Raw genomic sequence first — 21,330 nt, forward strand, 5'->3', positions numbered from 1 at the left:
CCATAAACCGCGGCCATGCCGAACTGAGCCGAGAAGATACCACCCAACAGGAACATGCCGACACAGCCCAAGGGCGACGTGTCCATCAACTGCCTGAGCGTCATCGGCTTGGTCGTATCAAACGCCGGCGTCGGTGAAATCGACAAAAGGATCGGAGCAAAGGAAACGGAAACCAGGATCGAGGCAATCACAAAGGTTTCGTACCCAGCCGGGTCACCGACAAGCATCAGTGCCTGCGCGCTGACAATACCGATCATCTGGACGATCATATAAAGCGACAAAGCCTGGCCACGGTTTTCGTTGCTCGCGGCGTTGTTCAGCCAGCTTTCGGCGGTCACGTACACGCCGGAAAAGCAGAACCCGATCACAACACGGCCCAGCGACCACGCGATCGGATCGGTCAGCATCGGATAGCTGATCATCACGGCAGAGATGAAGGACGCCAGCGCCGCGAAGACCCGCACGTGCCCGACCCGCCGTATCATCTCGGGTGCAAGACGGGATCCGCCCAGAAAGCCCACAAAATACGCGGACATGACAAATGACATCTGCAGGGTCGAAAACCCTTCGATCTCGCCCCGGACACCCAACAGGGTGCCCTGCAGGCCGTTGCCGATCATCAGCAGACCCATTCCGAGTAGAAGCGCCCACGCGCTGGCAAGTACCTGAAGCATGTTTGCACTCCAAATCTGCTGAACAATGGCTTTCGTTAAAGGATCAAACGATGTCCCGGTCGCGCTTGTCTACGACATTCGCCAGATTCGATCCCGCGATCCCGCCCTCTAAGGGATCAAAAGCGACGCGTCACCATAGGAAAAAAAGCGATAGCCACTTTTGATCGCATGATCATAGACCCGCAGCATCCTGTCCGGTCCCATCAGCGCCGAAACCAGCATCAGAAGCGTCGATTTCGGCAGATGGAAATTGGTCATCAGCGCGTCGGTGACCTGAAACTGGAAGCCGGGGTAGATGAAGATGTCGGTCTCCCCCTCCCAAGGCTGGATCGATCCATCGCGCGCGGCACTTTCGATCAGTCGCAAGGCGGTGGTGCCGACCGGGATGACGCGACCACCCGAGGCTTTGGTCGCCTGAATCTCGGCTGCGGCCTGCGGGCTGACCTGTCCCCATTCGGCGTGCATCTTGTGGGTCGTCACATCCTCGACCTTGACCGGCAGGAACGTTCCGGCCCCGACGTGCAGGGTAACATGGGTGAACTCGACTCCCCGATCCGCAAGGGCCTGCAACAATGGCTCGTCAAAGTGCAGAGAGGCGGTCGGTGCCGCCACGGCCCCGGCCTGCCGCGCCCAAACGGTCTGGTAATCGGTCTTGTCACGCTCGTCCGCCGGACGCTTGGCCGCGATGTAGGGGGGCAAAGGCATTGCTCCGGCCTGCTCGAGCGCCTGGTCGAAATCATCGCCCTTCAGATTGAAGCGCAGATGGGCCTGGCCGTCAGCGACCCCTTCCAGAACCGCGCTGAGGTCGTCGGAGAACACAATTTCTTCGCCCACCCGGATCTTCTTGAGCGGTTTCAGCAATGCACCCCAGGTCCCGTCGGCGCGGGGCTCCAGCAAGGTGGCCTCGATCGCGGCCGAGACCGGACCCTGGGCGCTGTCGCGATGACGCCGGCCGCTCAGCCGGGCCGGGATGACGCGCGTGTCGTTAAGCACCAGCCGATCACCGGGGCTAAGCCAGTCGGGCAGGTTGAACACCCGATCATCCGAGATCGCGTCACCCTGTGCCACCAGCAGGCGCGCCGAAGACCGCGGACTGGCGGGCCGCGTGGCAATCAGGTCATCAGGCAGGTAGAAATCGAAATCACTCAGCTTCATGGCCGCGCCATACATCGCCCGAACAGATTCGGCCACACTCTGCGTCAGCGGTCCTCGCCCCGGCTTCCCACCGACGGGCTGGGTCCGTCCGGTGCGACAGGCGTTGCGTTGGGGCCGTCGGAAACGGTTGGGGCAGGTTCTCGTAGCAAGTTGCGCAGAAACAGTGGCGCCAGACCGGACAGCGGGTTCACGGACACTTGCGGGGCCGAGATCGGGCCCACCAGCGTATAGTTGAACGCGAATACGCCCTCGCCCTTCTTGGTCAGGACGCTGCCAATCGCGTTCACCATATAGATCGGAGAGATCGCGCCGCGCAGGTTCAGGAACTTTCGTTCGGTATCCACAGTCCCGTCGAAGGACAGCCCCATCGACGGTCCAACCGCACTGCCGCTGAGAATCTTGACCTCGGTCGGCGTGATCCGCATCTCGCTGTCGATTGATGAGAAGTAGATCCCCTGCCCGGCCATCTCGGTCAGTAGACCGACCAGACTGATGGCATTCAGCAACGCCGCCATGGCCGGAGCATCCTGGATCCGCGTGTCCGTGATTTTCAGGGTCAGATCGTAGTTGCCCGGGCCAGCCACCGGATTCAACCGGAGTTGCAGCTTTCCTCCTCTGGCCTGGGTCAACAAACCGGCAGACCGCAGTACCGCACCAGCGTCCACGGATTGCAGGCTGACCGCACTGCGCGATCCGCTGGGCACAACCTGCCCCTGGACCGGGGCGCCTCCGTTGACCTGAGCGGAAAATCCACCCCTCAACCCTCCGGTCGTTTCGAAATTGCCCTTCACACCCGTCAGGGCCACTTCCTCGGTCACCTGCAGCCGGTCCAGCGCCACGTCAAGGTTCGGACCTCGACCCGATGACGCGCCGCCGCCGCTGCCGCTGCCGAACGTCGCTTTGCCCAAGTTGAGAACGCCGCCCAAAACGCGGATATCCGGCGCCGCGGCACCACGGCCGATCAACTCGGCCGGAACAGCCAACCAATCGCCCAGTTCAAAAGAACTGAACTGAACCCGATCCAAAGCGCCATTTGCGATCGAGATCGAGGCCACCGCGCGCAATCCGGCGGCATCAATCCGCAGGCTGTCCACTCGCAGTTGATCGCCCAGCGTCGCCTCGGTGGCCAACGTCCCGGCAGTGGCTGCGGATTTTTGCCACCCCAGTTCGGGAATTGCCATTCCGACGCCGACCAGATCAGAGGTCGCGGTCAGCTTTGTCGGCTCTCCCCCTCCAATTCCAAGACTGATCTCAGCCACGCCTTGCCCGGTCAGCATACCGGACGGCAATCCGGCCTTCAGTTCATCCATCAACCGCGGGGACAGTTCGATCTGCCCACTGAGTGTGCTGCGTTGTGCTGTCTTGCCGCCGATCGGTTGTCGCCAAGTCGCCTGTATCGGCACCTCACCGAACAGACCGTCTCCGTCTATGGCCACCTGGGTCTGATCCCCGCTCAGGCGCAGTTTGGCGGCGCTGATGCGGAAGCCCGGAACCAGTTTTTCCGTATCCAGATCAATCAATTCTCCCAGAAAGTGAAATTGCGTGTCCTCGAATTTCAACCCCTTGATCAAGGGCAGAGACAGAGTGCCGCCCAGTCGCACGCTGCCCGAAGCCAGATCAACCGGAAGGTTTGCTTTGGTCAGCAATTGCAGCGGCGCCCGGTCAAGCAACGACAAGGCCGAGGTCACACTGCCACTGGCCTGAACACGCACAATGCCCGGTGTATTCTTTTTGATGTCTGTATCCGGGATGATGAACGACGTCCCAGAGGCATCAACCGCGCCACCGTCATCGGCGATCACCACGCCCTTGCGGGCGGTCACCGTGAATCGACGGCCAATCAGCGTGGCCTGCCCACGCCCGCCTTGGATCGGTGGCAAGGTCTTGGCAAACCGAACCAGCGCATCATCGAAATCGAAATCAAGATACAGTTCGGGCTTGGAATCTCCGGGCCGCAGCCTCAGAACGAAGTCCATGTCCGACAGATTGCCTTCGTACAGGTTCTCGGTAACCCATTTGCGCGGCTTCGGAGCCAATCGGGGCGGCCAGTAATGCAGCAGCTTGTCCGATGCCATGTGCCCCAGCCGCGCGTTCAGATCCACGCTCCACCCCTCCGGCAGGCCCACAAGCTCGCCCGAAGCGCGCAATAGGTCTTCGCCATCCTCGACCACGACCTGCCCCAGCTGCAGCCGGAAGGGGTTCAGGCGCACTTGAAAGTCCAGATCGGCCTGCTTGACCTCTAGTGCATCAACGAACAGGTCGGCTGGGTTCACCCGGATACCGTTCAGACGGAACTGCACCGCCATGCTTTCCAGCGCGCCGGCCTCTACACCCTTCAGATAGGCTTTGCCCTCGCCCTGTACGCTGCCCCAGCCCGACACCACGGAAACCTCGTTGAAATCCAGAACCTGCTGCGCCGGGTCATAGGTGAAATACGTGCGGGCCGAGTCGAACGGAACCGGTCGGGTCTCGGGGTTGGGCTGAACGGCCCCGGCCCCAAGGTTCAAGGTTGCGAATACCGGCCCGAGCGCGCCGGCCCCGTCGATACTGCCGCGCAATGCGCCCGAGATCGGCGTGTCCAATACCTGCAACCAGGCCAGTGCCGGGGATTGCGCCGCCACGTCGGTCGCCGGAAGATCGGTGATCGAAATCCCGAACTGCGCCTCGGGTGAGCCGAGCGTGCTGGTGTAGTTCGCTTCGATCATGCTGACATAGTCACGGCCCGCCAACACCGAGAACCCGGTCGCCAAGCGCAGGGCGCCTTCGCTCCGCGTCGCCAGAATATGCCCGCCGTCCAGAACCCAGGATCGCCCAAGGCGCAGATCCCGATAATCCAGCGTGATGGCGTCAAGCTCGACCGAGGTCAGGGACGACAGAACCGGTGACAGGAAAACCTGATCGGACTGTTCGATCAATTCGGCCAAGGTTGGCGCATTCTGCACGGGCGCGCTGCCGGAACCGACGGTCAGCGAGAGCGATCCGTCCTCGGCTCGGGTCAATGCGATCTGCGCGCCGTTGAGGGTGATCCGCTTGGGCCGGACATGGCCGCGCAGCAGCGGGCGCATCGCCAGGCTGGCCTGCATGCTTGAGACCTGAGCGATTTGGCGCCCCTCGGCGTCGCTGATCGAAACATCGCTGAGCCGCAGACGCGGGCGCCATTCCTGATTGATGATAAAGCTGACATCGCCGAACCGGATCTGCAGGCCGCCCAAAGCGTTTTCCAGACGCGTTTCGACCCGGTCGCGCAGCCATTCCGGCGCGTGGATCCGATGGCCGAACACCATGACCCCGGACAGGACGGCCAGAAACACCAGCAGGAACACCCCGCGCAAGGCCCATAGCCCGGCTGTCCGCCGACGGGATCGGCGGCGCGGCGGTTTCCCGCCCTTCTCAGCCTCGTCCTGTTCGTCTTGCGCCAATTTGCCGTCCACGTCTTTCAACCTGCCCGAGCCGCCCTATGATACGCGGCATCACCTACAAATCCTGACCGGAGTTCAAAATGCCTGACGTTGCAGACATCGCCCCCGATTTCACCTTGCCCCGCGATGGCGGCGGCACGGTCACCCTGTCGGACCTGCGAGGTCGTCCCGTTGTTCTGTTCTTTTATCCCCGCGATGATACGCCGGGCTGCACCAAGGAATCCATCGGTTTCTCGGAGCAGCTTCAATCCTTTGCCGACGCCGGTGCACAGGTTTTCGGCATCTCTCGCGACAGTGTCGCCAAGCACGACAAGTTCGTCGCCAAGCACGGGCTGACCACTCCGCTGCTGTCCGACGAAGGTTCGACCGTGTGCGAGGTTTACGGCGTCTGGGTCGAAAAAAACATGTATGGCAAGAAGTCGATGGGGATCGAGCGCTCGACCTTCCTGATCGACGCCGACGGAAAGATCGCCCGCGTCTGGCGCAAGGTCAAAGTTCCCGGCCATGTGGATGAGGTGCTGGAGGCCGTACGCGCGCTTTGACGCTGCGAGCCATCCGGTCTAAGAGGCGGCAGTTTTCATCCAACCCGAGGATTACCGTGGCCAAAACCCTGACCCAGATGGCAACCGAGGTTCTGACCACTGCGGATGGGCGGTCCAAGACCGCCCTTTCCAAACGCTATGCCGCCAAATGGTTTGCGGCGCGCAACAGCGACGCCCCCGCGATCGAAGTCGGGACAGCCACGCCACCGTTGCATCCGTCGCGTCCTGACAAGCCCGAGCTGCTGTCGCCGCGCGACGTGCCGCGCCGTCGCCCCGGCTCGGAGGCTGGACGCATCGCGCTGCTGCACGCTGTGGCCCATATCGAGTTGAATGCCGTGGACCTGCACTGGGACATCATCGCCCGGTTCGGGCATGTGCCGATGCCGGTCGGTTTCTACGACGACTGGGTAAAATGCGCCGAGGAGGAATCGCGCCATTTCGAAATGATCTGCGACTGCCTGGAAGCGATGGGCAGCCACTACGGCGACCTCCCGGCCCATGCCGGGATGTGGCGTGCGGCCGAGGACACCGCCGAAGACCTGATGGGCCGGCTGGCGGTGGTGCCGATGGTGCTCGAGGCGCGCGGCCTCGACGTGACACCGGGCATGATCGACATCTTCCGCAAGGCCAAGGCCGATCAGGCCGTGGCCGCGCTTGAAGTGATCTATGCCGAAGAAGTCGGGCATGTAGCCTATGGCTCGAAATGGTTCCACTTTCTGTGCGGCCGCGAGAATGCCGACCCCAAGGACGTGTTTCACCAACTGGTCCGGCGCTATTTTCATGGCGCGCTCAAGCCGCCCTTCAACGAGGAAAAGCGGGCCGAAGCCGGCCTGCCGCCCGATTTCTACTGGCCTTTGACCGAGGATCTGACGCCCCCGGGAGACGCGAAACGCTGACGGAATCGCGCCGCTTTCGGCAATTTTCTGCCGATGACGTGCGGGAAAACACCGTAATTGTCGACCAATCGGTTAACAAACTTGCCCAACCGGGACCGGCCCTTTAAGCAATCGGCCCAAGGGGCGGCGATCCACTCACGACCGGTCCCGACATTGGGGATGAGAGGTAAGGCGCGTGAGAACCCGTCTGGCAATCAAACTACACTCACTGCTCGAACGGCACTTCCCGGAACGCCGGGTCTTCCTGAAATCCGACAATGACACACGCTTCATCCGGCTCAGCTCGGAGACGCAGATCGTGGCAGCGCTTGGCGTTTCGATCATGGTCGGCTGGACGGCGGTCGCCACGGCGATCCTGCTGATGGACAGCATCGGGTCGGGCAACTTCCGTGAACAGGCCAAGCGCGATCAGGCGACCTATCAGGAACGGCTGAACATCCTGTCGCAGGAACGCGACGCGCGGGCCCAGGAAGCACTGGCCGCGCACGCCCGGTTCAACTCGGCGCTTCAGCAGATCTCGGCGATGCAGTCGGAACTGCTGGAATCCGAAAACCGTCGACGCGAGCTGGAAACCGGCATCGAGGTCATTCAGACCACCCTGCGGTCGACCATGAAGCAACGTGAGGAAGCCCGGGCGCAACTCGCCGAGCTTCAGGAGAAATCCGATGGCGCATCGGTTGCGATGTTCGCCTCTGCCGCTCCGGCACAGATCGAATTCATGGCCGACGCCCTGACCCGGACAGCACAGCAGCGGGACCAGATCGCAACTGATGCACAGGCGGCACTGGACCAGCGCGATGAGCTTGAGCTGGAAATCCTGCTGATGCAGGAACGCAATGACGAGATCTTCCGCCAGTTGGAAGAAGCCATGGTGATCTCTGTTGAACCGCTGGACAAGATGTTCCGCGAGGCCGGAATGCCCACCGACCGGATGCTTGACGAAGTGCGGCGCGGCTACAGCGGCATGGGCGGCCCGCTGACGCCGATTTCCTTCAGCACCCGCGGCGAAGAGCTTTCGGCAGATGAGGTGCGCGCAAATCAGCTTCTGCAGCAGATGGACCAGCTGAATCTGTATCGCATAGCGGCCGAAAAGGCCCCGTTTGCCACACCGGTCAAATCGGCGTTCCGGTTCACCAGCGGATATGGTTATCGCCGCGACCCCAAAACCGGCGGGCGCCGGATGCACAAGGGCACCGACTTTGCGGCCCCGACGGGCACGGATATCTTCGCCACCGCCGACGGTGTCGTGACCCATGCGGGCTGGCAATCCGGCTATGGCCGTCTGATCAAGATAAAGCACGCCTTCGGGGTTGAGACACTTTATGCCCATAACTCGAAGATCCGCGTGAAGGTCGGCCAAAGGGTCTCGCGCGGGGATCACATTGCTGATATGGGTAATTCTGGACGGTCGACCGGAACGCATCTGCACTACGAGGTGCGCGTGAACGGAAAACCTGTAAACCCAATGGACTTCATCAAGGCTGCGAACAATGTTTTCTAAAAGCAAAATCAACGAGCCCGCACCCAAGGCATCCGAAACGGCCAAGCCGGCAGCCCCGGCGCCTCAGGCGACCCCTGCCCCGACCGAACAGAAGGCCGCAAGCACCGCGCCCAAGCCCAAGCCGCCGGCATCGGTTCTGTCGTCGGACCTGCATATCACCGGCAACATCAAGACCACCGGTGACATCCAGGTCGAAGGAACCGTCGAAGGCGACATCCGCGCGCATCTGCTGACTATCGGCGAAACCGCGACCATCAAAGGCGAAGTGACCGCGGACGACGTGGTTGTGAACGGCCGCATCGTGGGTCGTGTACGGGGTCTGAAAGTACGTCTGACCTCGACCGCCCGGGTTGAGGGCGACATCATCCACAAGACCATCGCCATCGAAAGCGGCGCGCATTTCGAAGGCTCGGTTCAGCGTCAGGACGATCCGCTGAACCCGGGACGCAGCGGCAAAACCGGAGCCAATCCGGCGGCTGAAGTCAGCCAGTAAACCGCTCCGAGTACCGAGTTCCAAGAACGCCGCGGCCACTGTCCGCGGCGTTTTTCTATGCCCATCAGGCAACAATCCGTCCCCCTATCAAGACCGCAAAGCCCTGCACGCGCGATACATTTTCACAAAAGGTGTTTTTTGAATTAAACTTCACCTCGTTGAAATTGGGAGGTTTTATCATGCGAGCAAAACTGATGGCCGAATTCTTCGGCACGTTCTGGCTGGTTCTCGGCGGTTGTGGCAGCGCAGTGCTGGCTGCCGGGGTCGCCGATGTGGGCATCGGATGGCTGGGCGTGTCGTTCGCCTTCGGCCTGACGGTCCTGACCATGGCCTTTGCGGTCGGCCACATATCGGGTGGTCACTTCAACCCCGCCGTCAGCCTCGGGCTGATGATCGGTGGGCGTTTCCCGTCCAAGGATCTGCTGCCCTACTGGGCTTCGCAGGTGCTTGGAGCGATACTGGCCGCAGCCGTTCTGTACGTGATCGTCAGCGGCGCACCTGGCTTCGAAGGCGTGGGCAGCTTTGCCTCGAACGGGTATGGTGAGGCCTCGCCCGAAGGATATTCGATGATGTCGGCGCTGGTGATCGAGATCGTTTTGACCGCCTTCTTCCTTATCATCATTCTGGGCGCGACATCCGAAAAGGCTCCGGCCGGGTTCGCGCCCATTGCCATCGGTCTTGGGCTGACGCTGATCCACCTGATTTCGATCCCGGTCACCAATACGTCGGTGAACCCGGCCCGCTCGACCGGGGTGGCGCTGTTTGCCGATGGCCCCGCCTTGGCGCAGCTGTGGCTGTTCTGGGTCGCCCCGCTGATAGGTGGCGCTTTGGGGGCCGCGATCTGGAAAATGATGGCCTCGGACGAATAGAAACCCGTCCTACTAATGCAAACCCCCTCCCGGCCTACGCCGGGAGGTGACTCTGTTATACGGTTGCGTGGGCCACACCCGCGGCAAGAATTCGACCGGTCGGATCAGGGTGGTTGAATTTCCGGAACGAACCGCCAGAATTCGCAGAACTCTGTGAAAGACCTGATCATGATTTCCTGGCCAAAGTTCCGGCGCCCCGCTTCCGCAATTCCCGCATCCACCGCCTGGATTGCGATGGCCAGTATTCCGCTGGTTCATTATTTCTGGCCAGACCTCGGCGCGGTCTCTGATCGGGATCAGACTGTTCTGTTCGCTCTGACGATCTTTGCCATTCTGGCCCTATCCGAGATTTTCATCGCCAGAATCCATCGCAAGCCGGGCAGCGGTTTGGTCTACAACCCGGAAAACTTCAAAAACCCGGCGTATCTGGCTGATTTCTGGATCAAACTTATTGGTCTGGCGGCCAGTCTTGCGCTGCTTGCGCTGTTCTACTCCACCGCCGACCTCTACCGGGATGAATGGTATCAGCCGTTCTTTTCGCTGTTCGGCGACTACTGGCCGCTGATCCTTGCGATTGTCCTTTCCGTTGTCACGGCGGTTCATTTCTCGATGCGACATCCTCGCGACGGCATGTGGCATCTGGGACGTGTGGTTTTGTCTTTCGGCCGCCAATCCACCGGGGCCCGCGAGTTGAAATCCTTTCTTCTTGGGCTGGGCGTCAAAGGGTTCTTTCTGCCACTGATGTTCTGCTATCTGGTTTATGACTGGAGCTTTCTGCAGACCCGTTCGCTGTGGGATGCGCAGGACTTTCAACAGATCTACGCATATCTCTACCGCTTTGCCTTCTTTCTGGACTTGACGATCGTCACCATCGGCTATGCCACCGCCACCCGGCTTCTGACCTCTCACATCCGCTGGACCGAGACGACGGTGAGCGGATGGCTGGTCTGCGTGATCTGCTATGCCCCGTTCTGGCAACTGCTGTCGCGCAGCTATTTCAACTATGTCGAGGATGGGTTCGCCTGGGGTGTCTGGCTGTGGGATTACCCTGTCCTCTACGGATTGTGGGGCGGCACCATCCTGTTCTTCCTGGCGGTCTATTGCCTGACCGCCGCGCGCATGGGTCTGCGGTTCTCGAACCTGACCTATCGCGGGCTGGCCTGTGACTTTCCCTACAACATCAGCAAACACCCGTCCTACATCAGCAAGAACATCACCTGGTGGATGATTTCGATCCCGTTCATCGCGGTCGACTTTTGGGCAGGCCTGGCCAACTGTCTGGCCCTGCTGGGTGTGAACCTGATCTATTTCGCACGGGCCTGGCACGAAGAGCGCTGCCTGTCACGCGCGCCGTCCTACCGAGCCTACAAAAAGCACGTGAACGAATACGGTCTTCTGGCCCGCATCCGACGCGGCCTGAGCGGCTGGACCCGGAGCGTTGCCAGACAGGTGAATTGATCGCGCGGCGCGCGGGTCAGCGCCCTGTCATCCAGATACCGTCGGGCCAGAAGGCGTGGAAGGCAAACGCGAACATCACATCATGCACGACATCCCGTCCGGCACCATCCGTGACGCGGATCGATCCTATGTCGCGTCCCTTGTCGACGCGCCCGGCGTCCAGAGCCGAAGCCTGCCCCGCCGACCAAACGATGACAACGCCTGCTTCTAACAATCGCCCAGCCGCACGCAATCGCGTCAGAGGCCAGGCCCGCTCACCGACACGCACCACCCGTTCGAGCGGGTGAATACCATGCGGAGGCAGCGCGCCGTCATACAGGAACGGTCTGCGCGCGCTGTCATACCCGCGATAAGGGTTGCGCCCGTAGTCCCGCGCAAAATTCGGCTCGGCCATCACCAGACCGTCGGGATTGCGCTTGCGGAACTGATCCCACCCTTCCATCCACGCTGGCAGCGCTGTCAACTGGGTACCGGTCAGCTGGCCCACAATCGCTTCGCCGGTGGCTTGCTGCCACCAGCTTTCGGTTTCGCGGTCATACATGATCATGTCCGAATTTCGCAGCTTGCCGGACACGCCGAAACTGAGAACCCGTCCCGGGATACGCCGATCAAAAACCAGCCCCGAATTGCACAATGGGCAATATGTAACCGCGACTGGACGGTTGCCGATGCGATCATTCACGATCTCATGCCAGATCAGGTAACGCAGGGGATAGGCGCGCGAGCGCTTACCGGGCAGTTCCACCGTGATCACGGCCTCGGTCAGCCCCAACCCGGTTTCCGCCGAAGCCGGGACAAACTCGGGTTTGTCGATGGCAGGGATGCCGTCTTTCGGCGGTCCGCCGGACCGGACCTCAGACCAGTCACCGATCGAGGTGACCGCAAAATCGGTTTTGGGCCATTCGTCGCGCCACAGGTTCGGGTCCGCGGACACCGCGGTTGCGCAGAACAGCAGAAGGGCAAACAGACGGCATCGCATGAGGCACCTTTGGCTACCTGCCATCGTGCGTCAGGCCGTGCGGCCGGGCCAAGCCCCTTACACAAGGACGTGAAGCGCCGTGCGCGGACAACCCGGCGCGCAATCCGCGCCGGGTCCAGGGATCATTCGGTGACGGTCACCTTGGTCATGACGTCCGGTTGGCCGACCACAGCGCCGTTCGGGCCAGTGCCGCGTTTGATCGCATCAACAACGTCCATGCCGTCGGTCACCTTGCCCACCACCGTGTACTGGCCATTCAGGGTCGGGGCCGGTTCGAACATGATGAAGAACTGCGAATTTGCGCTGTTCGGATTGCTGGCGCGAGCCATTCCGACAATGCCGCGCTCGTACGGAACTTCGGAAAACTCGGCAGGCAGGTCCGGACGGCTTGAACCGCCGGTACCGGCGCGACGCATGTCGCTGCCCAGTTTACCGTATTCCACGTCCCCGGTCTGTGCCATGAACCCCTCGATCACACGGTGGAACACCACCCCGTCATACTTGCCTTCGGCGGCCAGAGCGGTGATCTGCTCGACATGCTTGGGCGCGACGTCTTCGAACAGGTCGATGGTGATCGTGCCGTTGGCCTCGCCCTCGACTTCGATCTGCAGGCCTGCGGCCAGCGCGGGGCTGGCCAACAAGGTAAAAACGGCGGCCAGCTTATACATCGGCGGCCACCTTGACGCTGATCATGCGGTCGGGGTTCGCAGGCGGCTCACCACGGGTGATGGCATCGACATGCTCCATCCCCTCGATCACGCGGCCATAGACGGTGTATTGGCCGTTCAAGAAATGGTTGTCCTTGAAGTTGATGAAGAACTGCGAGTTGGCCGAGTTCGGGTTGGCCGAACGGGCGGCACCCAGCGTGCCCCGGTCATGCGGCAGCTTGGAAAACTCGGCCGGAAGGTTCGGCAAGGACGACCCGCCAGTGCCTGCCATGCGGATGTTGAAGCCGTCTTCCATGTCGCCGTGCTGCACGTCGCCGGTCTGCGCCATGAAGCCGTCGATCACCCGGTGAAAGGCCACGTTGTCATACTCGCCCGCGCGCGCCAGTTCCTTCATGCGCTCGCTGTGCTGAGGCGCCACGTCCGGCAGCAGCTCGATGACGACGTTGCCATCCTTCAGCTCGATGATGATGGTGTTTTCGGGATCCTTGATCTCGGCCATGGGGCCCTCCTGTGGAATTGATTTGCGCAAATACCTATGCGCCGGACGCGCGAAAGCCAAGTGACGCATTGACCTGAGGGCAAAATGCAGGAAAAGAACCGCTTACGCGTGGTGACAACGGCGAGGATGACACGATGGGCTGGAAAACTCTGGACGACATGGATTTGCAGGGCAAACGCGTTCTTGTGCGCGTGGACATCAACGTCCCGGTTCTGGATGGCGCCGTGACCGATGACACCCGGATCCAGCGGATCGTGCCCACGGTGCGCGACATTCTGGCCGCTGGCGGCAAACCCATCCTGCTGGCCCATTTCGGCCGGCCCGGCGGTGAGCGTCGACAGAACCTGTCGCTGAAACAGCTGGTGCCCGCGCTGGAAGCCGCCTTTGGAACCAAGGTCCGTTTCGGAGAGGATTGCGTCGGATACGAGGCTGAAATCGCTGCCGCAAACCAAGGTGACGGCGAGGTCTTGCTGCTGGAGAACACCCGCTTTCACGCCGAAGAGACCCAGAACAGCATGACCTTGGCCGAAGGTATGGCCAAGATGGGCGACATCTACTGCAATGACGCTTTCTCGGCGGCTCATCGGGCGCATAGTTCGACCGAGGCACTGGCGCGCCTTTTGCCCTCCTGCGCCGGGCGTCTGATGCAGGCAGAGCTCAGCGCACTCGAAGCCGCTCTGGGCAACCCTCAGCGTCCGGTGACCGCCGTGGTCGGTGGGGCCAAGGTATCAACCAAGCTGGATCTGCTGGGCAACCTGATCGAGAAGGTCGACAACCTGATCATCGGCGGCGGCATGGCCAACACCTTTCTGCTGGCCAAAGGGCTGGACGTTGGTAAATCGTTGGCCGAGCACGCGATGACCGATACCGCAGCCGAAATCATGGCAAAAGCAGACAAGGCAGGCTGCCGGATCGTCCTGCCCAGCGATGTTGTCGTTGCAGAGAAATTCGAAGCACACGCCCCACACAAGGTCGTCCCAGCGAACAAGTGCCCCGCAGATTCGATGATCCTCGACGCCGGGCCGGACAGCGTCGCCGCAATCTGCACCATCTTCGAACAGAGCAAGACCCTGATCTGGAACGGCCCATTGGGGGCATTCGAACTGGAACCCTTCGATGCGGCGACAAATGCCGCTGCATTGAAAGCCGCAGAACTGACGCGGGCGGGCAAACTTGTGTCGGTCGCCGGTGGCGGCGATACGGTTGCAGCCCTCAACGCCTCGGGTGCCGCGCAGGACTTCACCTACATCTCGACCGCCGGCGGTGCGTTCCTGGAATGGATGGAGGGCAAAACCATGCCCGGTGTGGCAGCGCTGGCCCAATAACCCAATTCTAGTTGGCGATCGGCATTCGTGGTATTCTCTCACAGACCGGGAGATGGGCCATGAAAGCCGTTGCCACGTTTGCTGTTATCCTCTTGCCCAGTGTTTCTGGCGCGCAGTCCCATTGCGCCGGGCAAACTCAGATCGACGCCACTTTCTGTGCCAAAGAGAAATGGGAAATCGCTGACAAAGAACTGAACCGCCTCTGGAAAGAGGTCAAATCAGCGGCGGACAGGCGCGGAAACGGTGAGGCTTTGTTGAACGAACAGCGCGCTTGGTTGAAACGCAGGGACGCAACTTGTGACCCCGAACTCAAAAGCGATGGCAGTGCCGCGCAAATGTTCTATTGGTCTTGCATCGAAGAACAGACCCTGAATCGAAATCAGGAACTGTCCGCTTTGCGTTGAGCGGATACCTACGCGGTCATGGCTCTTCGAGCATCACTTTTTTCGTCGAATTACAAAAAGTGCGAATCGGGGGATTCACAACCCGAATCACCTGTGACATAGTGCTGACAGATGCCCGCAAAGGGCACGTTTTTGAGGCAGTATTCATACGGCGGTCAACAGAGTGTCCCGTTCCAATCGGCCCGGTCTGGGCGCAGTCGCATTCTTTTCGGTGGCCTTCATGCTGGGTGTCTATTTCACCTTTGCTGCCGTTCAGGGCGACTACGGCCTGTTCCGACGGATCGAGATTTCAGCGGAGCGGGACGCTCTGTCACGCGACCTTGCGGCGCTGAACGCCGACATAGCTCGGATGGAAAACCTGACCCGACGCCTTTCGGACACCTACCTGGATCTCGACCTGCTGGATCAACAGGCCCGAACCGTATTGGGAATGATCCGGGCTGATGAAATCGTCATCCGCTAACTAGCTGTTTGCCCGACCGCCCCGGGTTCCTCTGCAGTTGGCAACTGATACCCGAAAGCGTCGATTTCCCTTCGGAACAGGTCAGCCACCAGGTCCACGGCTTCGCCGTCCCAGTTTTCACCGTAGAAAACATCGAACTGCTTTGATTTCCGAATGCCGGAATTCAAACGCTTGTCGCCGAGGCTGACATCGCCAAGGCCGAAGCCATCCAGCACCTGCGCCAAATCGCTGTCCAGGCTTTCGTATCGCAACACCCGATCAACCGCGATCTCCCCGCCCTCAGAATGAAGATGGAAGTCAGAGAAGAACTTCAGACGAGTCCGGCAAAAGCTCAGGAACAGTGCGTTTGCGTCGTTTATCTGTCTTCCGCGCTGATGCATCCAGAAATAGAACGCTGAGACAGCCTTGTCCCAGGGATTTCTCTCAACGCAAATGCTGCTGCAGCCCTCCGCAATACCGGACAGATACCGATTGACCACGCCGATCCCATTGTGAGGGTAGCGAGCATGGACTTCGCCCTTGGCTCGGTCTGTTAACTGCCTATCAGAAAGGCGAAAACCTGCCGGATTTCGGGTAGAAACAGATACCCCCACCCCGACCAGGACGCTGCGTCACATTTCCGCTCGCCAGAAAGCACGAAATGCTTTATGAGATAGTTTAACGCTAAACTATCTTGCCGGAAGGGAGAGGTCGCCACGATGGCTGCGCGAAAAACCACAAAGAAACCAAATGTTTCTGCGGAAGAACTCAAAACCTACTACCGCGAGATGCTGTTGATCCGCCGATTCGAGGAAAAGGCCGGTCAACTGTACGGCATGGGTCTGATCGGCGGTTTCTGCCACCTCTACATCGGTCAGGAAGCCGTCGTCGTGGGACTCGAAGCTGCGGCCGAAGATGGCGACAAGCGCATCACCTCCTACCGCGACCACGGCCACATGCTGGCCTGCGGGATGGATCCGGGCGGCGTCATGGCTGAATTGACCGGACGCGAAGGCGGCTTGTCCAAGGGCAAGGGCGGCTCGATGCACATGTTCTCGAAAGAAAAACATTTCTACGGTGGCCATGGGATCGTCGGCGCACAGGTTCCGCTGGGTGCAGGCCTTGCCTTTGCAGACAAGTACAAAGACAACGGTCGCGTGACCTTTACCTATTTCGGTGACGGCGCAGCGAACCAGGGTCAAGTCTATGAAACCTTCAACATGGCGGCCATCTGGCAATTGCCGGTGGTCTTCGTGATCGAGAACAACCAGTACGCGATGGGCACGGCGCAAGCGCGCTCAACCTCGACCAAGGACATCTATCACCGCGGCGAGGCGTTCGGCATTCCCGGCGAAATCGTCAACGGCATGGACGTTCTGGCAGTGAAAGAGGCCGGCGAAAAGGCCGTGGCGCACTGCCGGTCTGGGAAGGGCCCTTACATCCTCGAGGTCAAGACCTACCGTTACCGCGGACACTCGATGTCGGATCCCGCCAAGTACCGCACCCGCGAAGAGGTGCAGAAGGTGCGCGAGCAGAGCGACCCGATCGAACACGTGCGCGAGCTGCTGCTGACCGGCAAGCACGCCACCGAGGATGACCTGAAGGCGATCGACAAGGAAATCAAGGAGGTCGTCAACCAGGCCGCCGAGTTCGCCAAGGAAAGCCCCGAGCCGTCGCTGGACGAGCTCTGGACCGACATTTACGCCTGAGAGGACGAATAAGACATGGCAACCGAAATTCTCATGCCCGCCCTTTCGCCGACCATGGAGGAAGGCACACTGGCCAAGTGGCTGGTCAAGGAAGGCGACACCGTAAGCTCTGGCGACATTCTGGCCGAGATCGAAACCGACAAGGCCACGATGGAGTTCGAAGCCGTCGATGAAGGCATCGTCGGCAAAATCCTGATTGCCGAGGGCACCGAAGGCGTGAAGGTCAACACGCCGATCGCGTTCCTGGTCGAAGAGGGCGAAGACGCCTCGGCCGTGACCGCGGCTGCCCCCGCAGCCGCAGCGGAGGCCGAAGCCGCCCCGGCGGCGGTTGAGGCCCCCGCTCCTGCCCCTGCTGCACCGGCCGTGCCAACCGTGGACCTGTCGCCGGACTGGCCAGCAGATGCCGAGATGAAATCGATGACTGTCCGTGAGGCTCTGCGCGACGCGATGGCCGAGGAAATGCGCTCGGATGAAGACGTCTACCTGATGGGCGAAGAAGTCGGTGAATACCAAGGCGCCTACAAGGTGAGCCAAGGCCTGCTGGACGAATTCGGCGCAAAACGCGTGATCGACACGCCAATCACCGAGCATGGCTTTACCGGCATTGCCGTGGGTTCCGCCTTTGGCGGCCTGAAGCCGATCGTCGAGTTCATGACATTCAACTTCGCCATGCAGGCGATCGACCAGATCATCAACTCTGCCGCCAAGACGCTGTATATGTCCGGCGGTCAGATGGGCTGTCCGATCGTGTTCCGCGGCCCCAACGGCGCCGCCGCGCGCGTGGCGGCCCAGCACTCTCAGGACTATGCCGCCTGGTACATGCAGATCCCGGGCCTGAAGGTCGTGATGCCCTATTCGGCAGCCGATGCCAAAGGCCTGCTGAAATCGGCGATCCGCGATCCCAACCCGGTCGTGTTCCTGGAAAACGAAATCCTTTATGGTCGGTCGTTCGACGTGCCGCAGGTCGATGATCTGACCGTGCCGCTGGGCAAGGCCCGCTTCTGGCGCGAAGGCACCGATGTGACCATCGTCAGCTTTGGGATCGGTATGCAATACGCATTGGAAGCCGCCGACAAGCTGGCTGAGGATGGCATCAGCGCCGAGGTGATCGACCTGCGCACCATCCGCCCGATGGACACCGGTGCGATCATCAATTCGGTGATGAAAACCAACCGTCTGGTCACAGTGGAAGAAGGCTGGCCGCAAGGCTCGGTCGGCAGCTACATCAGCTCCGTGGTCATGCAGGAAGCGTTCGACTATCTGGACGCGCCCGTCATCACGCTGACCGGCAAGGACGTGCCCATGCCCTATGCGGCGAACCTGGAAAAGCTGGCGCTGATTACCACCGACGAAGTGATCGCCGCCGTCAAACAAGTGACCTATCGGTAAGGAGCGACTGACAGATGCCCACCGAAATTCTGATGCCCGCCCTTTCGCCGACCATGGAGGAAGGCACGCTCGCCAAATGGCTGGTCAAGGAAGGCGACACCGTCTCCTCCGGCGACCTGCTGGCCGAGATCGAGACCGACAAGGCCACGATGGAGTTCGAAGCCGTTGACGAAGGCGTCGTCGGCAAGATCCTGGTTCCTGAAGGCACCGAGGGGGTCAAGGTGAACACCCCCATCGCCGTTCTGCTGGAAGAGGGCGAAAGCGCCGATGACATCGCCGCGGCCCCGACCAAGGCACCCGAGGCTGCGCCCGCAGCCGACGCGGACAACGAGGCTGCCGCCCCTGCGGCATCCGCGGCGCCCGCCCCTGCCCCGGCTCCGGCGGCTCCGACCAAGGCCGATGGCGGTCGCATCTTTGCCTCGCCGCTGGCCCGTCGCATTGCCGCCCAAAAGGGTCTGGACCTGGCGCAGATCAAGGGCTCGGGCCCGCATGGCCGCATAGTCAAAGCGGATGTCGAAGGCGCAACCGCTCCGACAGCGGCACCGGCTGCTTCGGCAAGCGCGGCGCCCGCCCCTGCTGCTGCTCCTGCAGGCCCCTCGGCCGACATGGTGGCCCGCATGTACGAAGGCCGCGAGTACGAAGAGGTCAAGCTGAACGGCATGCGCAAGACCATCGCCGCCCGTCTGGCCGAGGCCAAGCAGACCATCCCGCATTTCTACCTGCGCCGCGACATCAAGCTGGACGCGCTGCTGAAATTCCGCAGCCAGCTGAACAAGCAGCTGGAAGCCCGCGGCGTGAAGCTGAGCGTCAACGACTTCATAATCAAGGCCGTCGCCAACGCGCTGCAGCAGGTGCCCGAGTGCAACGCCGTATGGGCGGGCGACAGGGTGCTGCAGTTGAAACCTTCGGACGTGGCCGTGGCCGTGGCGATCGAAGGCGGCCTGTTCACCCCGGTCCTGAAGGACGCCGACACCAAATCTTTGTCGGCCCTTTCGACCGAGATGAAGGACCTGGCCGCGCGTGCGCGCGAACGCAAGCTGGCCCCGCACGAGTATCAAGGCGGCACCTTCGCGGTTTCGAACCTGGGCATGTATGGCATCGACAATTTCGACGCCATCGTGAACCCGCCGCATGCGGGCATCCTGGCCGTCGGCACCGGTGCCAAGAAGCCGGTCGTGGGCGAAGACGGCGAGTTGACCGTGGCGACCGTGATGTCGGTAACCATGTCGGTCGATCACCGGGTGATCGACGGCGCGCTTGGAGCACAGCTCCTGCAGGCCATCGTGGACAACCTGGAAAATCCGATGGTCATGCTGGCCTGATCCAAGTCACAAAAATCAAAAAAGCCGCCTCGGACCCCGAGGCGGCTTTTTTCGCACCTGAGAACAGGCTTACTGATCCTTGCCCAGCATGTGATCCATCGAGATCGAGGGCTGGTCGCATCCCGCCTCACCCACGATCTTGGCGGGGATGCCGGCCACGGTCTTGCAGGGGGGCACATCCTGCAGCACCACCGAACCGGCGGCGATGCGGCTGCAATGACCGACGCGGATATTGCCAAGAACCTTGGCCCCGGCCCCGATCAGAACGCCATCCTCAATTTTGGGATGGCGGTCCTCTTCTTCCTTGCCGGTCCCGCCCAGGGTCACCGAATGCAGCATCGAGACATTGTCACCCACAACCGCAGTTTCACCGATTACGATAGAATGCGCGTGGTCGATCATGATGCCCTTGCCGATCTTCGCGGCGGGATGAATGTCGATCCCGAAGATTTCCGAACTGCGCATCTGGAAGAAATAGGCCAGATCGTGCCGGCCCTTCTGCCAAAGCCAGTGGGCCACGCGATAGGCCTGCATGGCTTGGTAGCCTTTGAAATACAGAATTGGCTGCAGCAGACGGTGGCAGGCCGGGTCGCGCTCGTACACGGCCATCAGGTCCGCGCGGGCGGCATTCATCAGCGCCTTGTCATCGGCATAGGCCTCTTCGACGATTTCACGCAGAACCATCATCGACATCTCGTTCGAGCACAGCTTGGCAGAGATGCGATAGGACAACGCACGTTCCAGAGACTTGTGGTGCAGGATACAGGCATGCACCAGTCCGCCCATCAAAGGCTCTTTTTCGACGGCGGCCTGTGCTTCGGCCGTGATCCGGTCCCAGACGGGGTCAACTGACGTAACTTGGGTGCGCGTTTCAAACATGGCTTTTGATCCTCTGCTGCGCCTAGAATAGCCATCTAGGCCCAAAAAGGCCAAACGCAAACCCTTGATGTGCAACACAACAGAAAATGAACCGGTCCGAACTCAGGGAATTTGAAACACTTATCCTGTCCCGGCTGGAGGAATTGGAACGCAATTCCCTCGCCGGTCAGGACGCTCAATCCGTGGTCGAGCTTGACCAGCAGGCGGTCGGGCGGCTCAGCCGAATGGATGCGTTGCAGAATCAGGCCATGGCCAAGGCGCAACAAACGCGACGAGATCTCGAAGCCCGAAGGCTGAGAGCCGCCCTCGACCGGATGGCCGAGGGCGAATTCGGGTATTGCGAGGATTGCGGTGACGACATTCCGCGCAGACGGCTGGACCTGGACCCGGCCGCCAGCAAGTGCGTCAGCTGCGCGGCCGGTTGAGTTGAAACCGGATAAGATGGCGCAGTACCGTCTCGAAACACCGGCAATACTCGGTGTCGCTGAAACTTGGCTCGTCTGCCAACGGGCGGCTGCGTGCAGCTGCCATCAATGCTCCGTTCCCGTAAACAGGATGCAAACGACCCGTCGCGGCCACGTGACGGTCAGCCAACTCGGCCTCGGCGATCATGCGCGCGCACAGCCGCTCACGCTGGGCTTGCGGCACGGTCAGCAAAACCCGCGCCGCAGAACTGACATCGCCGTGCAAAACAGGGCGCATGATCC

22 protein-coding genes are annotated in these 21,330 nt (G+C 61.2%); 13 read left to right on the forward strand and 9 right to left on the reverse strand.

Going from position 1 to position 21,330, the window contains the following annotated elements; translation table 11 throughout:
• The 3 genes from AC2FM5_RS10780 to AC2FM5_RS10790 form a co-directional block, all read right to left on the reverse strand.
• On the reverse strand, positions 1-674 hold a 674-nt coding region (locus tag AC2FM5_RS10780), incomplete at its 3' end, for an MFS transporter (protein WP_496735496.1).
• 108 nt (positions 675-782) lie between these two features.
• The gene (gene queA / locus AC2FM5_RS10785; RefSeq protein WP_170339427.1) at positions 783-1,829 is read right to left on the reverse strand and encodes a tRNA preQ1(34) S-adenosylmethionine ribosyltransferase-isomerase QueA; all 1,047 of its coding nucleotides are present in this window, start codon (positions 1,827-1,829) and stop codon (positions 783-785) included.
• Between the two features lie 44 nt (positions 1,830-1,873).
• Positions 1,874-5,260: a YhdP family protein gene (locus tag AC2FM5_RS10790; RefSeq protein WP_496735497.1), complete on the reverse strand. Its 3,387-nt coding sequence runs from the start codon at positions 5,258-5,260 to the stop codon at positions 1,874-1,876.
• Between the two features lie 68 nt (positions 5,261-5,328).
• On the opposite strand from AC2FM5_RS10790, the gene AC2FM5_RS10795 reads away from it, so the two are divergent.
• From AC2FM5_RS10795 to AC2FM5_RS10820, 6 genes are all read left to right on the forward strand, one after another.
• Positions 5,329-5,790, forward strand: coding sequence for a peroxiredoxin (locus tag AC2FM5_RS10795; protein ID WP_496735498.1), 462 nt, complete (start codon positions 5,329-5,331; stop codon positions 5,788-5,790).
• A 77-nt stretch (positions 5,791-5,867) separates the two neighbouring features.
• A complete protein-coding gene (locus tag AC2FM5_RS10800) occupies positions 5,868-6,686 on the forward strand; it encodes a ferritin-like domain-containing protein (protein ID WP_480636271.1) in 819 nt (272 codons plus the stop codon).
• A 175-nt stretch (positions 6,687-6,861) separates the two neighbouring features.
• Positions 6,862-8,187 (forward strand): DUF5930 domain-containing protein, encoded by a 1,326-nt coding sequence (locus tag AC2FM5_RS10805; protein ID WP_170358803.1) that lies wholly within the window; start codon positions 6,862-6,864, stop codon positions 8,185-8,187.
• Positions 8,177-8,680, forward strand: a complete 504-nt coding sequence (locus AC2FM5_RS10810) for a bactofilin family protein (RefSeq protein ID WP_170338122.1) — start codon at positions 8,177-8,179, stop codon at positions 8,678-8,680. The genes AC2FM5_RS10805 and AC2FM5_RS10810 overlap by 11 nt, the downstream gene beginning before the upstream one ends.
• Positions 8,681-8,859: 179 nt before the next feature.
• Positions 8,860-9,549 (forward strand): aquaporin Z, encoded by a 690-nt coding sequence (gene aqpZ, locus AC2FM5_RS10815; RefSeq protein WP_480635600.1) that lies wholly within the window; start codon positions 8,860-8,862, stop codon positions 9,547-9,549.
• A gap of 234 nt (positions 9,550-9,783) precedes the next feature.
• Positions 9,784-11,007 (forward strand): isoprenylcysteine carboxyl methyltransferase, encoded by a 1,224-nt coding sequence (locus AC2FM5_RS10820; RefSeq protein WP_170338118.1) that lies wholly within the window; start codon positions 9,784-9,786, stop codon positions 11,005-11,007.
• Between the two features lie 16 nt (positions 11,008-11,023).
• On the opposite strand, the gene AC2FM5_RS10825 is transcribed toward AC2FM5_RS10820, so the two are convergent.
• The 3 genes from AC2FM5_RS10825 to AC2FM5_RS10835 form a co-directional block, all read right to left on the reverse strand.
• Positions 11,024-11,986 (reverse strand): DUF3179 domain-containing protein, encoded by a 963-nt coding sequence (locus AC2FM5_RS10825; RefSeq protein WP_496735500.1) that lies wholly within the window; start codon positions 11,984-11,986, stop codon positions 11,024-11,026.
• Positions 11,987-12,108: 122 nt separating this feature from the next.
• Positions 12,109-12,654: a peptidylprolyl isomerase gene (locus tag AC2FM5_RS10830; protein WP_170338115.1), complete on the reverse strand. Its 546-nt coding sequence runs from the start codon at positions 12,652-12,654 to the stop codon at positions 12,109-12,111.
• Positions 12,647-13,153 carry a peptidylprolyl isomerase gene (locus AC2FM5_RS10835; protein WP_093962382.1) on the reverse strand — a complete coding sequence of 169 codons (507 nt, stop codon included), beginning with the start codon at positions 13,151-13,153 and terminating at the stop codon, positions 12,647-12,649. Before AC2FM5_RS10835 ends, AC2FM5_RS10830 begins: the two co-directional genes overlap by 8 nt.
• Positions 13,154-13,287: 134 nt before the next feature.
• Here AC2FM5_RS10835 and AC2FM5_RS10840 point away from each other — a divergent pair, with 134 nt between their 5' ends.
• The 3 genes from AC2FM5_RS10840 to AC2FM5_RS10850 all read left to right on the forward strand — a co-directional run bounded on the left by AC2FM5_RS10840 (position 13,288) and on the right by AC2FM5_RS10850 (position 15,345).
• Positions 13,288-14,478, forward strand: a complete 1,191-nt coding sequence (locus AC2FM5_RS10840; protein ID WP_496735503.1) for a phosphoglycerate kinase — start codon at positions 13,288-13,290, stop codon at positions 14,476-14,478.
• A 59-nt stretch (positions 14,479-14,537) separates the two neighbouring features.
• Entirely contained in the window at positions 14,538-14,882 is a 345-nt protein-coding gene (locus tag AC2FM5_RS10845; protein ID WP_496735505.1) for a lysozyme inhibitor LprI family protein, read from the forward strand.
• A 163-nt stretch (positions 14,883-15,045) separates the two neighbouring features.
• Positions 15,046-15,345 (forward strand): FtsB family cell division protein, encoded by a 300-nt coding sequence (locus AC2FM5_RS10850; RefSeq protein WP_170338112.1) that lies wholly within the window; start codon positions 15,046-15,048, stop codon positions 15,343-15,345.
• Here the strand turns inward: AC2FM5_RS10850 and AC2FM5_RS10855 are convergent.
• Positions 15,342-15,938, reverse strand: a complete 597-nt coding sequence (locus tag AC2FM5_RS10855; RefSeq protein WP_496735509.1) for a hypothetical protein — start codon at positions 15,936-15,938, stop codon at positions 15,342-15,344. The genes AC2FM5_RS10850 and AC2FM5_RS10855 overlap by 4 nt on opposite strands.
• Before the next feature lie 105 nt (positions 15,939-16,043).
• Here AC2FM5_RS10855 and pdhA point away from each other — a divergent pair, with 105 nt between their 5' ends.
• The 3 genes from pdhA to AC2FM5_RS10870 are packed head-to-tail and all read left to right on the forward strand — an operon-like array spanning position 16,044 to position 19,744.
• Positions 16,044-17,033 (forward strand): pyruvate dehydrogenase (acetyl-transferring) E1 component subunit alpha, encoded by a 990-nt coding sequence (gene pdhA, locus AC2FM5_RS10860; protein ID WP_496735511.1) that lies wholly within the window; start codon positions 16,044-16,046, stop codon positions 17,031-17,033.
• Positions 17,034-17,048: 15 nt separating this feature from the next.
• A complete protein-coding gene (locus AC2FM5_RS10865; protein WP_496735514.1) occupies positions 17,049-18,422 on the forward strand; it encodes a pyruvate dehydrogenase complex E1 component subunit beta in 1,374 nt (457 codons plus the stop codon).
• 14 nt (positions 18,423-18,436) lie between these two features.
• Positions 18,437-19,744 (forward strand): pyruvate dehydrogenase complex dihydrolipoamide acetyltransferase, encoded by a 1,308-nt coding sequence (locus tag AC2FM5_RS10870; RefSeq protein ID WP_496735516.1) that lies wholly within the window; start codon positions 18,437-18,439, stop codon positions 19,742-19,744.
• Positions 19,745-19,813: 69 nt separating this feature from the next.
• Here AC2FM5_RS10870 and cysE read toward each other — a convergent pair whose 3' ends face one another.
• Positions 19,814-20,623 carry a serine O-acetyltransferase gene (cysE, locus tag AC2FM5_RS10875; RefSeq protein WP_093962389.1) on the reverse strand — a complete coding sequence of 270 codons (810 nt, stop codon included), beginning with the start codon at positions 20,621-20,623 and terminating at the stop codon, positions 19,814-19,816.
• 86 nt (positions 20,624-20,709) lie between these two features.
• On the opposite strand from cysE, the gene AC2FM5_RS10880 reads away from it, so the two are divergent.
• Entirely contained in the window at positions 20,710-21,048 is a 339-nt protein-coding gene (locus AC2FM5_RS10880) for a TraR/DksA family transcriptional regulator (RefSeq protein WP_170338608.1), read from the forward strand.
• Here the strand turns inward: AC2FM5_RS10880 and AC2FM5_RS10885 are convergent.
• Complete coding sequence (locus AC2FM5_RS10885; protein ID WP_170358782.1) at positions 21,029-21,325, reverse strand: DUF7742 family protein; 297 nt, start codon at positions 21,323-21,325, stop codon at positions 21,029-21,031. The genes AC2FM5_RS10880 and AC2FM5_RS10885 overlap by 20 nt on opposite strands.
• Between the last annotated feature and the right edge of the window lie 5 nt (positions 21,326-21,330).

This window comes from Ruegeria sp. BHSA162, assembly GCF_059613385.1.

Excerpts from the sequence above, each read along its gene's own strand:
- queA (WP_170339427.1), bottom strand. The coding sequence starts at position 1,829 with ATGAAGCTGAGTGATTTCGATTTCTACCTGCCTGATGACCTGATTGCC.
- AC2FM5_RS10795 (WP_496735498.1), top strand. The coding sequence starts at position 5,329 with ATGCCTGACGTTGCAGACATCGCCCCCGATTTCACCTTGCCCCGCGAT.
- AC2FM5_RS10800 (WP_480636271.1), top strand. The coding sequence starts at position 5,868 with ATGGCAACCGAGGTTCTGACCACTGCGGATGGGCGGTCCAAGACCGCC.
- AC2FM5_RS10810 (WP_170338122.1), top strand. The coding sequence starts at position 8,177 with ATGTTTTCTAAAAGCAAAATCAACGAGCCCGCACCCAAGGCATCCGAA.
- aqpZ (WP_480635600.1), top strand. The coding sequence starts at position 8,860 with ATGCGAGCAAAACTGATGGCCGAATTCTTCGGCACGTTCTGGCTGGTT.
- AC2FM5_RS10820 (WP_170338118.1), top strand. The coding sequence starts at position 9,784 with ATGGCCAGTATTCCGCTGGTTCATTATTTCTGGCCAGACCTCGGCGCG.
- AC2FM5_RS10825 (WP_496735500.1), bottom strand. The coding sequence starts at position 11,986 with ATGCGATGCCGTCTGTTTGCCCTTCTGCTGTTCTGCGCAACCGCGGTG.
- AC2FM5_RS10830 (WP_170338115.1), bottom strand. The coding sequence starts at position 12,654 with ATGTATAAGCTGGCCGCCGTTTTTACCTTGTTGGCCAGCCCCGCGCTG.
- AC2FM5_RS10835 (WP_093962382.1), bottom strand. The coding sequence starts at position 13,153 with ATGGCCGAGATCAAGGATCCCGAAAACACCATCATCATCGAGCTGAAG.
- AC2FM5_RS10840 (WP_496735503.1), top strand. The coding sequence starts at position 13,288 with ATGGGCTGGAAAACTCTGGACGACATGGATTTGCAGGGCAAACGCGTT.
- AC2FM5_RS10845 (WP_496735505.1), top strand. The coding sequence starts at position 14,538 with ATGAAAGCCGTTGCCACGTTTGCTGTTATCCTCTTGCCCAGTGTTTCT.
- pdhA (WP_496735511.1), top strand. The coding sequence starts at position 16,044 with ATGGCTGCGCGAAAAACCACAAAGAAACCAAATGTTTCTGCGGAAGAA.
- AC2FM5_RS10865 (WP_496735514.1), top strand. The coding sequence starts at position 17,049 with ATGGCAACCGAAATTCTCATGCCCGCCCTTTCGCCGACCATGGAGGAA.
- AC2FM5_RS10870 (WP_496735516.1), top strand. The coding sequence starts at position 18,437 with ATGCCCACCGAAATTCTGATGCCCGCCCTTTCGCCGACCATGGAGGAA.
- cysE (WP_093962389.1), bottom strand. The coding sequence starts at position 20,623 with ATGTTTGAAACGCGCACCCAAGTTACGTCAGTTGACCCCGTCTGGGAC.
- AC2FM5_RS10880 (WP_170338608.1), top strand. The coding sequence starts at position 20,710 with ATGAACCGGTCCGAACTCAGGGAATTTGAAACACTTATCCTGTCCCGG.
- AC2FM5_RS10885 (WP_170358782.1), bottom strand. The coding sequence starts at position 21,325 with ATGCGCCCTGTTTTGCACGGCGATGTCAGTTCTGCGGCGCGGGTTTTG.